Annotated in this window: 9 protein-coding genes; all 9 read left to right on the forward strand. The window is 40.5% G+C overall.

The features are described 5' to 3' along the window. Nucleotides 1-36 precede the first annotated feature (36 nt). Nucleotides 37-936: a 4-hydroxy-tetrahydrodipicolinate synthase gene (gene dapA / locus CSV67_RS07470; RefSeq protein WP_099630962.1), complete on the forward strand. Its 900-nt coding sequence runs from the start codon at nucleotides 37-39 to the stop codon at nucleotides 934-936. Between the two features lie 113 nt (nucleotides 937-1,049). Then, nucleotides 1,050-2,717: a ribonuclease J gene (locus CSV67_RS07475; protein WP_099630963.1), complete on the forward strand. Its 1,668-nt coding sequence runs from the start codon at nucleotides 1,050-1,052 to the stop codon at nucleotides 2,715-2,717. A gap of 88 nt (nucleotides 2,718-2,805) precedes the next feature. After that, nucleotides 2,806-5,148, forward strand: a complete 2,343-nt coding sequence (locus CSV67_RS07480; RefSeq protein ID WP_099630964.1) for a DNA translocase FtsK — start codon at nucleotides 2,806-2,808, stop codon at nucleotides 5,146-5,148. Nucleotides 5,149-5,487: 339 nt separating this feature from the next. Further along, nucleotides 5,488-6,576: a BMP family lipoprotein gene (locus CSV67_RS07485; RefSeq protein ID WP_099630965.1), complete on the forward strand. Its 1,089-nt coding sequence runs from the start codon at nucleotides 5,488-5,490 to the stop codon at nucleotides 6,574-6,576. Nucleotides 6,577-6,836: 260 nt separating this feature from the next. After that, nucleotides 6,837-8,405, forward strand: a complete 1,569-nt coding sequence (locus CSV67_RS07490) for an ABC transporter ATP-binding protein (RefSeq protein ID WP_099630966.1) — start codon at nucleotides 6,837-6,839, stop codon at nucleotides 8,403-8,405. After that, nucleotides 8,395-9,441 carry an ABC transporter permease gene (locus CSV67_RS07495; protein ID WP_099630967.1) on the forward strand — a complete coding sequence of 349 codons (1,047 nt, stop codon included), beginning with the start codon at nucleotides 8,395-8,397 and terminating at the stop codon, nucleotides 9,439-9,441. The genes CSV67_RS07490 and CSV67_RS07495 overlap by 11 nt, the downstream gene beginning before the upstream one ends. Nucleotide 9,442: 1 nt before the next feature. Beyond that, nucleotides 9,443-10,396 carry an ABC transporter permease gene (locus tag CSV67_RS07500; RefSeq protein ID WP_099630968.1) on the forward strand — a complete coding sequence of 318 codons (954 nt, stop codon included), beginning with the start codon at nucleotides 9,443-9,445 and terminating at the stop codon, nucleotides 10,394-10,396. Nucleotides 10,397-10,603: 207 nt separating this feature from the next. Next, a complete protein-coding gene (yfmF, locus tag CSV67_RS07505; protein ID WP_099630969.1) occupies nucleotides 10,604-11,878 on the forward strand; it encodes an EF-P 5-aminopentanol modification-associated protein YfmF in 1,275 nt (424 codons plus the stop codon). After that, entirely contained in the window at nucleotides 11,875-13,170 is a 1,296-nt protein-coding gene (gene yfmH, locus CSV67_RS07510; RefSeq protein ID WP_099630970.1) for an EF-P 5-aminopentanol modification-associated protein YfmH, read from the forward strand. The genes yfmF and yfmH overlap by 4 nt, the downstream gene beginning before the upstream one ends.

The following is a 13,170-nucleotide window of genomic DNA, read 5'->3' on the forward strand; positions in this document are numbered from 1 at the left end:
TTGTGTAAGTAGAATTAAGAATGATAACGAAAAGGAATGGTCAATGTGCAACTTGGAAATGTAGGGACAGCAATGGTCACTCCTTTTTCTCCTGACGGTACGATTGATTACGCCCAAACAACCAGCTTGCTTGAGCATTTGATCGCAAATGGGACAGATTCTGTCATCGTAAGCGGTACAACTGGTGAATCACCGACGCTAACTGTTACGGAGAAGAAGGAATTACTGGATTTTGTAGTAAAGGTTGTGAATAAGCGTATTCCAGTGATTGCAGGTACAGGGACAAACAATACTGCGGAATCCATAGAGCTGACTAAGGCTGCCGAGCGATCAGGGGCTGACGGAATCATGCTCGTGACACCTTATTATAATAAGCCAGACCAAAAAGGTATGTATGCACACTTTTCAAAAATTGCTAACGTTACAACATTGCCTGTATTGTTATATAATATTCCAAGTCGTTCCATCGTCAATTTGCTTCCAGAAACCGTTATTGCATTATCGAAAATCGATAATATTATAGCAATCAAAGAAGCAAGTGGAAATTTGGAGCAGATGGCAGAAATCATTGAAGGAACCGCGGACGATTTTGAAGTGTACAGTGGTGACGACGGATTGACTTTGCCATTGCTTGCAATTGGCGGTAGAGGAATTATTTCAGTTTCTGCACACATAGTAGGAAATGAAATGCAAGAAATGATTCAAGCTTTCCAAAATGGCAACATAAAAGAAGCCGCTGAACTTCATCGTTCATTATTACCGGTATTCAGAGCATTGTTCTCGATGCCGAATCCTGTGCCTGTGAAATATGCGCTGGAAAAAGCAGGTGTACCAACAGGCGGCGTTCGTTTACCACTTGTGGCAATGGATGAAAATGAAGCCGCGATCATCGACGAAGCGCTTGAAAAATTTGAAAAAAGAACACGGATTCTGTAATAAACAAAAGCCGGACGACCATTCCGGCTTTTTTTGTTTGTACTGAACGCCTACTATCTCGTATAATGGTGTTTAGTCGTTGTGGGCGGGAATAGAATATAGGAGGAAACAATGTGACGAAAATACAAAATGAATTAATTAGAGTGATTCCACTAGGTGGAGTAGGGGAAATTGGAAAGTCTATGTATGTCGTTGAAATCGACGACGAACTATTTGTTATGGATTCGGGGTTAATGTTCCCAGAAACGGAAATGCTAGGTATTGACTTTGTAATACCTGACATGACGTATCTTGAAGAGAATAAAGATCGGATCAAAGGAATATTCTTAACTCATGGTCATGAAGATGCAATTGGGTCTATTGCGTATTTATTACAGAAAGTACAAGCTCCTGTCTACGGTACAAAGTTGACATTGGCTTTGGCGAAAGAACATTTGAAAAAAATGCCGGCACCATCTAATGTCCGCTTCTTCGAAGTGACAAGCAAAAGCCGAATGAACTTCAAGCGTACGCATGTGACATTCTTTTACACAACGCATAGTATTCCGGATTCTTTAGGAATTGTCTTCCATACAAGTGAAGGTGCAATCGTCAATACAGGGGAATTCAAATTCGACCAAGCAGCAAAAGGCAAATATCGCCCTGATATTGCGAAAATGGCTACACTTGGTGAAGAAGGAGTCTTTATCTTGATGTCCGACTCTACAGAAGCAGAGCGTCCAGGTTATACGACATCTGAGTCTGTAATCGAAAAACGTCTTTTTAAAACATTCCACGAAGCACAAGGAAGAATTTTAGTAGCGTTGTATGCATCAAACTTCATTCGTATTCAGCAAGTACTAGATCAGGCAGCAGCACAGAAAAAGAAAGTTGCAGTTGTTGGTAAAAGTTTAGAGAGCTACTTTGAGGTCGGGTTAAAATTAGGTTATTTACAAGTGGATGAAGATATTGTAATCCCAGTTAAAGACATGGAGCGTTATGATGATCAGGATATCGTAATCATTGTAACAGGTAACCAAGGTGAGCCACTAGAAGCATTGGAAAAAATCGTCCGTAAACATCATAGAGAAATTAATATCAAAAGTTCAGATACGGTCTTGATTACATTCACGCCGTCACCCGTTATGGAAATTTCCATGTACAAGATGATGAATGAATTAGCAAAGGCTGGAGCGACTGTACTGACGTCCACACGAAATGTACATGTCTCCGGTCACGGTTCTGCTGAAGATTTGAAAATGATGTTAAACTTAATGCGACCTCAATATTTTATTCCGATTCAAGGGGAATATCGTATGCTGATTGCACACTCCAAGCTCGCTCAAGAAGTTGGTCTACCTAAAAGCCGTATCTTCATTGCGGATAAAGGCGACATTGTTGAATTCAAGAATGAAAAGCTTCGCATGGCGGGTAGAGTCCAGGCTGGTAACGTCTTGATCGATGGTATTGGTGTAGGAGATGTAGGAAACATCGTGTTGCGTGACCGTAAGCTGTTATCGCAGGACGGGATCTTTACAGTCGTTGTGACATTGAACAGAAAGCAAAAACGAATCGCTGCAGGTCCTGAAGTCGTCTCACGAGGGTTTGTCTATGTACGTGAATCAGAGGAATTATTTGAAGAAGCGACAAAACTGATTACTAAAATTGTCGAGAAGTACGTGAATAAAGAAACATTTGAATGGACAAACATTAAACAAGAGATCCGTGAGACATTGAGTTCGTATTTATATCAGCAAACAAAACGTCGCCCGATGATTATCCCAATTATCATGGAATACTGATCCATATTGTTTGTTGACTAATTAAAGAACAATTGGATTTCCATGCCTTTATGGCTGGAAATCTTTTTTTCAGAAAGGGGGTTAGCAAATGGCGAAGAAACGTGCTAAAAAGAGAGCACCAGCGAAGAAAAGACAACAGAAAAAACAGCAAAGTCAAATGCAACCGCTCTGGTTTGAAATTTTAGGGGTCATTTTAATCGGTATCGCAATTATCATGATCTTTGAATACGGCGTAATCGGTCGAGGGTTATCGGCTTTCTCTAGATTCTTATTTGGTAATTGGTATGTTGCATTGCCATTTTTGATTATTGTGCAAGCATTGATTTTCATGGTCAAGAGACAAATCGGCGGATATAAGCACCGAATCGTCATCGGTTGTTTATTCATTTTAGGTAGTATGCTGTTGTTCAGTCATGTTCATTTATTTCAGACATTGTATGAAAGCAAGGTTCTGATGTCAAATTCCGCACTGAAGGAAACATGGAAAGTTCTCATCACCAATGATGGTATACATGACCAAACGGGGACGCTAGGTGGCGGTATGATAGGCGCTGTACTATTCGCAATGTTTTATTCACTGGTTGATTCATCAGGCGCTACAGTGGCTGGTGTACTGTTACTGCTCATTGGCATGATCTTATTGACGGGAAAGGCTTTGATTCCCATCTTGGTCGAACAAACACCTATCTTGATGAATAGTATCAAGAACAAATGGATGGCGAGAGAAAAGAAACCTGTCAAGTCACCTGAAGAAAAACGTAAAGAAAGTGCGCGCAGTAATAGAAAGAGTAAGCCAAAACTAGTAAACACTGCTGAAATGGAATCAGTAGAAGAACATCCAGAACCGGTCAGTGAACCAATTATCTCTAGCTTCACGGCAAAAATCGAACAGGCTGTACAACCAGAAGTTGTACAAGAAAGGGAATCGATAGATAAAGTAGACACAACCCTTGATCCTAAAGATCCTACGGTTGATTATCCAGTAATGGGCGGAGAACAAGAAAACGAATCGTATATTTTGCCATCCACCAATCTATTGGAACCACCTGTAGCAAGTGATCAGTCTGGAGAATATAATTTAATTCAGGCAAACGCCAAGAAACTAGAGAAAACGTTCCTAAGCTTTGGCGTCAAAGCACGAGTGACACAAGTCCACTTAGGACCAGCAGTCACTAAATATGAAATCCTACCTGATACAGGTGTAAAAGTAAGTCGCATTGTTAGTTTGGCGGATGATATTGCATTGGCATTGGCAGCTAGTGGTATTCGTATTGAAGCACCAATCCCTGGTAAGTCAGCAGTTGGAATCGAAGTACCGAACAATGCAGTGGCGATGGTAAGTTTACGTGAAGTGTTGGAATCTAAAGAAAATAATTCTCATGAATCCAAGTTGCTAGTAGGTTTAGGCCGTGATGTGACAGGACAAGCCATGATGACAGAACTCAATAAAATGCCCCACGTATTAATTGCGGGTGCCACGGGCAGTGGTAAAAGTGTTTGTGTCAACGGCATCATTATGAGTATTATCATGCGGGCGAAACCACATGAAGTGAAAATGATGATGATCGATCCGAAAATGGTAGAGTTGAACGTATTTAATGGTATTCCACATTTGTTGGCGCCTGTCGTTACGGATCCGAGAAAAGCGGCGCAAGCGTTGCAACGTGTTGTATCGGAGATGGAGCGCAGATATGAGTTATTCTCCCATACCGGCACACGGAACATTGAAGGGTATAATAACCATATTGAACAGTGGAATGAAGAACATGATGAGAAACATCCTCGCATGCCATATATTGTTGTTATCGTCGATGAACTGGCAGACTTAATGATGGTGGCATCAAGTGACGTAGAAGATTCCATTACACGTCTCGCACAGATGGCGAGGGCCGCCGGGATTCACTTAATTATCGCTACTCAACGACCAAGTGTTGATGTCATTACAGGAATCATTAAGGCAAACATTCCGTCACGAATTGCATTTGCTGTCTCTTCAGCCATCGATTCTCGAACTATTTTGGACGGTGGCGGTGCCGAGAAGTTATTGGGACGGGGAGATATGTTATTCCTGCCTGCGGGTGCTTCAAAACCTACGCGTATTCAAGGCGCATTTGTCTCGGATGAAGAGGTCGAAGCTGTAGTAGATTTTGTTATCGAACAGCAAAAAGCTCAGTATCAAGAAGAGATGATTCCGACGGAGGTTGAAGTATTAGCACCGCATGAAGAAACCGATGAGTTATATGATGAAGCGGTACAAATGGTAGTGGAGATGCAAACCGCGTCCGTATCGATGATCCAGCGTCGTTTCCGAGTCGGTTATGCTAGAGCTGCACGTATAGTGGATCAAATGGAAGCACGGGGTGTGGTTGGGCCGCCTGAAGGCAGTAAGCCAAGACATGTACTACTCAATAAATCTGAGCTGGAAATGTAAGTCTTCTTTCGTTCTTATTTTGATAAGTCAAAGTTATTCGTGATTTTGGCTAGATATTTCCTTCTACCTAAGTAAATGTTATAGTGAAGGCAGAAGGAAATTATCATTGCAGGCTATTGAAATAGAGTCCGTCATCCGATATTTAGTAGAACCGAAAGCGCTACCATGTAATGTAACTTCATCACTGTTATCATGAACATCATATACGGGCGGGGTAAAAAATTCCCGAATATTTCACTAACAATATTCAGTTTTCAAGTAAAAAGTAATGTCGATAGGGGTATAAGACGTACAACGTCCTAACATAATACCAAAATTAGCCAGGGGAGGTCATTATTGATGAAAAAAAGAAAATTTGGTCTAGCGATGTCTTTAGTGTTAGCCGCAGGTACAATGTTAGCAGCATGTGGCTCTGACGATAAAGGCAAAAACAATGCGGGTGAAAAGCCGGCAACAGGGGACAACGGTGAGAAAAGCGAATTTTCAATTGCTATGGTAACTGATGTTGGAGGAATTGATGATAAATCATTCAACCAATCTGCATGGAAAGGCGTTAAAGAGTTTGGAGAAGAACAAGGATGGGAAAAGGGGACTGGCGGCTACGATTACCTTCAGTCAACTGGCCCAGAAGATTATACAACAAACCTTAACAACTTGGCTCGTCGTGACTTTAACCTAATTTACGGAGTAGGTTTCTTGATGGAAGATGCAATTGAAGATATTGCAGCGCAACAAAAAGATACTCAGTTCTCAATTATTGATGGTGAAGTAGATGCTCCAAACGTAGCTAGCATCCTCTTTAAAGAACAAGAAGGCGGATACTTAGCTGGTGTCGCAGCTGGATTAATGACAAAATCAAATAAGATTGGTTTCATTGGTGGCATGGACAATCCTGTAATCGAGCGTTTTGAAGCTGGATTCCTTGAAGGTGTCAAATCAGTTAAGCCTGAAATCAAAGTAGATTCAAAATATGTAGGTGCATTTGATAAAGCAGAACTTGGTAAAGCTGAGGCGGGCCGTATGTATTCTTCAGGCGTAGACATTATTTTCCACGCTGCAGGCGGAACAGGTAACGGTGTATTCTCAGAAGCGAAAGAACGTAAGCAAGCAGATAAAGATGCATACGTTTGGGTAATCGGTGTTGACTCTGACCAGTATGAAGAAGGAAAAGTGGGAGATGCCAACGTTACACTTACATCTATGTTGAAGCGTGTAGACGTAGCAGTTAAAGACATTGCTGATTTATCGATGGCTGGTAACTTCCCTGGTGGTGAAACAAAAGTCTACGGCCTTTCAGATAATGGTTTAGGTCTTGCTGATTCACGTGGCGCTATTCCACAGGACGTTTTGGATCAAATTGATGAACATGCACAAAAGATTGCAAATGGTGAAATTGAAGTACCAGAGTTTGTAGAAAAGAAGAAATAAGGTCATTAAATAACTGAAGGCCGGTTTTATATCCGGCCTTCATTTCATTGAGTTAATAAAATAAAGGCTCCTTGATATTTGTTCTGGAACTTTTATTTTATTAATTTTTAAGATTAATAAAATAAAATATCGGCAGGCTACTTATAAAAAATGGCAAAGCTTTCAACTTTTCATATAGGGGCTTTATCACGTATTATTAAAGATAAGAGTTGTGCTACTTAATTCTATTGAATTCAATTATAGGCAAGGAAGTGATGGGGATGAATTATGTAATTGAGATGCTAGATGTTTCAAAAAGGTTTGGAAATTTCTATGCAAATGATCATATTACATTACAACTGGAGAAAGGCGAAATTCACGCATTGCTGGGTGAAAACGGTGCGGGGAAATCTACCTTAATGAATGTGTTGTTTGGTTTGTATCAACCGGATGGTGGAGAAATCCGTGTCCGTGGCGAAAATGTAGCAATCACTGATCCGAACGTGGCGAACGATCTCGGAATCGGGATGGTGCATCAACACTTTATGTTGGTGGAGAATTTAACTGTAACCGAAAACATTATTTTAGGTAGTGAGCCAACTAAATCTGGAGTTATTAACATTAAGGATTCTGCAAAAAAAGTTGCAGAAATTTCTAGGATGTATGGTCTCGATGTGGATCCTTACGCCAAAATCGAGGATATTTCAGTTGGTATGCAACAACGTGTCGAAATTCTTAAGACACTTTATCGTGGAGCAGATATTCTAATATTTGATGAACCTACTGCATCACTAACGCCTCAGGAAATTGATGAATTATTGAATATCATGAAAAAGCTCGTAGCAGAAGGAAAATCCATCATCTTGATCACCCATAAACTGGCGGAAATCATGAACGTCTCAGACAAAGTTACTGTCATCCGCAAAGGTAAAGGAATTGGTACTGTTATTACATCGGAAACGAATCCCGAAGAGTTGGCGACGTTGATGGTAGGACGTCAAGTCACATTTAAAACAGAAAAAGGTCCATCCCAACCGACTGAAGAAGTATTGAAGATAGAAAATCTTCAAGTGAATGACTATCGTGGTGTTGCTAAATTAAAAGGCCTTAACCTTTCAGTACGACGCGGTGAAATTGTTGGGATTGCTGGCATTGATGGTAACGGTCAATCGGAGTTAATCGAAGCAATCACGGGCTTAACTAAAGTGAAGAGCGGTAAGATTTTTATCAATGATGAAGATGTCACAAATAAAAAACCGCGAAAAATCACCGAAACCGGTATTGGACATATTCCGCAAGACCGCCACAAGCATGGACTTATATTAGACTTTTCGGTAGCGTATAATAGCGCGTTGCAATCGTATTATCATGAACCATTATCTAAAGGCGGAATCATGAATTATAAAGAGATCAATGAAAGAGCAGGAGAACTGATCAAAGAGTATGATGTCAGAACCCAAGGAGCACACGAATTAGCGAGGGCGTTATCCGGAGGAAATCAGCAAAAGCTCATCATCGGACGGGAAATAATGAGAAATCCGGATTTACTAATTGCCGCATTACCTACACGTGGTTTGGATGTGGGAGCAATCGAGTTTATTCATCGCCGTTTGATTGAACAACGTGATAAGGGAAAAGCAGTTTTACTCATTACGTTTGAGTTAGATGAAGTCATGTACGTTTCTGATAAAATCGCCGTTATTTATGATGGGACTATTGTAGGTACCGTAATACCTCAAGAGACAACGGAACAAGCCCTAGGATTAATGATGGCAGGTCATTCAAAAGATGTTGCTGAGAAAAAGGTGCTAGCCGCTGAGAAAGATGGTGATGAACATCATGTCGAATAGAATGATCAATATACTTGTCCCAATAATTTCGATCCTTCTAGGACTCTTAGTAGGCGCTGTCGTGATGTTGATCAGTGACTATAATCCAATCACAGGCTATATAGCATTATGGAATGGTATTTTTGGTGATTCTTATGCAATTGGTGAAACCATTCGTCAAATTAGTCCATACATACTTGCCGGACTTGCAGTGGCATTTGCATTCAGAACTGGACTTTTCAATATTGGTGTTGAAGGACAATTGATCGTTGGCTGGTTTGCTGCAGCTTATGTAGGGATGGCATTCGATCTACCAAAAATTATTCATTTACCTTTCGCACTGATAGCAGCAGCTGCCGCTGGAGCGCTGTGGGGGCTTGTGCCGGGTATTTTAAAGGCGACATTGAAAGTGCATGAGGTTATTGTCACCATCATGATGAACTATATTGCCTTACACGTGGTGAACGCATTAATTAAAACACTCTCCGGTGGTGGATTCAAATTGGAGCGTATCCATCAATCGGCTTCGCTTCGGTCAGAGTTCTTATCTAATCTAACGGACTATTCTACATTGCACTACGGAATATTCGTAGCATTGGCTATGGTTGTTGTCATGTGGTTCATTTTAGAGAAAACAAAGACTGGATTTGAGTTAAAGTCTGTTGGATATAACGATAATGCTGCTCGCTATGCGGGTATGAGCGCAAACAAGAATATTGTTCTTGCAATGGTCATTTCGGGTGCTTTTGCTGGACTTGGAGGCGCAATGGAGGCGCTTGGTACGTTTGGTAATATGTCCTCCATGGGTGGCTTTACAGGAATCGGTTTTGATGGAATCGCCGTAGCCTTGCTTGGTGCGAATACGCCACTTGGTGTCATCTTCGGAGCCACATTATTCGGCTCATTGAAATATGGTGCGAATAATATGCCGAACGAAGCAGGAATTCCAGTAGAAATTGTTTCAATTATTATAGCATTGGTGATTTTCTTTGTTGCCTGTGGATACATCATCCGTGTAGGACTCATACGTTTGCGTAATAAGAAGGAGGAGAAGTAACATGTTAGATGTATTATACTTTATCATACCTATAACAATTGCTTCTGCAGCTCCTCTTATTTTCACAGCAATTGGCGGTGTATTCTCTGAACGATCCGGAGTGATCAATATCGGATTGGAAGGCCTTATGATTATGGGGGCATTCATTGGTATCTTATTCAACTTGTTTTTTGCGGATACCTTTGGCGCCTGGACACCTTGGATTGCGTTACTTGTGGCAATGCTCGTTTCAGCTCTATTTGCAACACTTCACGCTGTAGCGTCTATCTCGTTCCGGGCGGATCAAGTAGTGTCAGGTGTTGCAATTAACATGTTAGGTCTGGCTATCGCATTATTTTCGGTAAAAATGATTTTCGGCAAAGGTCAAACAGATTTTATTCAACAAAAAATCCCGAGATTCAACGTGCCGTTTTTAGAAGATATTCCAATCATTGGCCCCATGTTCTTTAAGTTAGTTTATGGCTCTTCAATTATGGCGATCGTCGTAGCGTTTATCGCATGGTTTGTTATTTATAAGACACCATTTGGTTTGCGTCTTCGCTCAGTAGGAGAACATCCGATGGCGGCAGATACAATGGGCATCAAAGTAACAAAAATCCGCTATATTGCAGTACTAATTTCTGGCGGCCTAGCTGGAATTGGTGGGGCAGTTTATTCACAGACCATCACGAATGATTTCGGGCATGCAACAATTAATGGACAAGGATTTATGGCTTTAGCAGCAATGATCTTTGGGAAATGGCATCCACTGGGAGCTTTAGGTGCTGCGCTATTCTTCGGATTCGCGCAGGCGCTAGCAATCAGTTCTTCCAGTATTAAGTTACTAGCAGATATCCCATCAGTATACTTCCATATATTCCCTTACGTTTTAACTATCCTAGCTCTTGCTGGATTCCTTGGAAAAGCGAAAGCACCAAAAGCACTTGGTAAACCTTACGTTAAAGGAAATAGATAAATGTTAGAAAAGCTATCTGGAGATACGAATTCTTCAGGTAGCTTTTCTAAGGTTGTAGCAATATTACTCCGAATTTCTTTCAACTTCCGTTTCAGTCTTAGCTAAACACGATCTTCAGTGCGCGAAAGTTGTATCATTTTCCAAATGACAGGCTAAAATGTATAGTGAGACTAGGAATACATATAATAAGGTAAACGAGGTGTTTGTATGTTCAATAAAACAAAATTACAAAATGGTGTACATTTGTATATACGTAAAACGGAACAGTTTAAAACAGTTAATGTGACAATTAAGTGGAAAGCACCACTGGATCAAAAGAAAGCCTCTGAACGTGCGGTGTTGGCGAATGTAATGGAGGATTCAACGAAGCAGTATCCAACAGTAGGTTCCATGCGCAAGGCGCTTGACGAGTTATACGGTACGGTATTATTTACGGACGTCTCCAAAAGAAGTTCTCAACACATGGTTTCACTTTATACGGAATGTGTAAATGATGAATTTTTTGCAGGGGAAGATATCTTTAAACAGTTATGGCAATTGATTCGTTCTGTAGTGTTTGATCCGAATGTATCGAATAAAGCATTTGATCCTGACGTTACAGAAAGGGAAAAACGTAATGTCCGTGATCGGATTCGTTCTATTTATGACGACAAAACACGTTTTGCACAGAAACGTATGCTTGAAATCATGAGACCAGATCACCCAGCATCCATTTCGGCTTATGGTACAGAAACTGCGGTGTCGGAAATTACTAATGAAAGTCTTTATGCTACATACGAAGATATGATGAATAATGATTTGATTGATATTTATGTAGTAGGCGATATAGATGAAAATGATATCATTAAGCAAATTAAGCAGTTCCTACCGTTTGCGGCTAGAGATGCAGTGAAACAAAATGAATTACCGGATGTGAAAGTGTCAGATTCCGTGAATACAGTGAGAGAAAAACAAGACATGAAACAAGGTAAACTTCATCTTGGTTTCCATACACCGGTATCTTTCCATCATCCGGATTACCATAAGATGCAAGTAACCAATGGGGTTTTCGGAGGCTTTGCCCACAGTAAACTATTCATGAATGTGCGAGAAAAGGAAAGTATGGCATACTATGCGAATAGTGCATTTGCTTCGCATTACGGTATCGTCTACGTCACAGCAGGTATTGATGCGGACTTGGAAGAAAAAGCTGTCAAGCTAATTCTTGAGCAACTTACGGCATTACAAAATGGTGAAAGTACAGAAGTCGAGTTAAGTCAGACAGTCGCACTTCTAGAAAACAGTATCTTGAGTGCAAACGATTCGGCCCGCAGTCAGATTGAAATTTTTGATCAATATAAAGAATTAGACGAGAACTTCTCGGCTGAACGATTAATCGAAAAGTGGGAATCGGTCACATTGGAAGACGTAAAGGAGATGGCAAAGACCATTCAATTGGAAATTGTGTATTTGCTGTCAGGTAAGGAGGATGTTTCCGAATGAAAGAAGTAAATTTTGATCAACTACAAGAGAAGATTTATACTGAAACACTTGATAATGGGTTGAAAGTGGTTATATTACCGAAACGTGGATTTTCTAAAACATTTGTAACGTTTACGACGAAATACGGGTCTATTGATCGTACGTTCAAACCACATGGCAAAGATGAACTTATTACAGTACCTGATGGGATTGCCCATTTTCTAGAGCACAAAATGTTTGAGAAAGAAGATGGAGATGTTTTTCAGAAGTTTAGTTTAAATGGTGCTTCTGCCAATGCTTATACAACATTTGGAAGAACGGCTTATCTTTTTTCTGCAACCAATAAACTAAAAGAAAACACCAAAATATTACTCGATTTTGTTCAACAACCATATTTCACCAAGCAAACTGTTGATAAAGAGAAAGGCATCATTGCCCAGGAAATTACCATGTATGACGACCAGCCTGACTGGCGCCTATATTTCGGCACAATTGAAAATCTCTATGAAAACCACCCAGTGAAGATTGACATTGCGGGAACTGTTGAGTCGATTCAGGACATCACAGCGGAACATTTATATACATGTTATGAGACGTTCTACCATCCGTCCAACATGTTACTGTTTATCGTCGGAGCAGTAAAGCCGGAGGAAATGATGGAATTTATCAAAGAGGATCAAGCAAAGAAATCATTCGATAAACCAGAGGCGATTGAACGCCAATTTCCGACCGAGTCAACAGAGGTTGATGTATCTGAACGTACATTGACGATGGACGTTTCAAAACCGAAATTGAATATCGGTATGAAATGTAACAAGGTAGATTTACAGGGGCAAGAGATGCTTGAAGCGGAATTGTCAGCAAACCTCGTATTAGATAGTCTATTCGGTCGCACGTCTGCATTTTATGAAAAAGCAAATGCGGAAGGCTTAGTTGATGAATCGTTCTCATATGAATTTACCATGGAAGAAGGCTACGGTTTTGCGATGGTCGGTTCCGATACAGATGAGCCGGAGCGCTTAGAAAAACTGATTCGTCATACGATTAAAGACGCAAAATCAAATTGGCCTGTGCTTGAAGAAGATTTGAATAGAATGCGTAGGAAAAAAATTGGTCAATTTATGCGTTCATTGAATTCCATTGAATTTATCGCCAATCAATACACGCGATATGAATTTAACGAAATGAATTTATTCGATGTCGTACCGACTTTAGAGAAGTTATCGATGGATAAACTAAAAGAAGCATTTGCAATGTTTTCCGATGACAATAGCTATACAATCTTTAAAGTCATGCCACCGAAGACGCAATGA

The sequence above is a fragment of the Sporosarcina sp. P2 genome, from assembly GCF_002743255.1.
Classification (GTDB): domain Bacteria; phylum Bacillota; class Bacilli; order Bacillales_A; family Planococcaceae; genus Sporosarcina.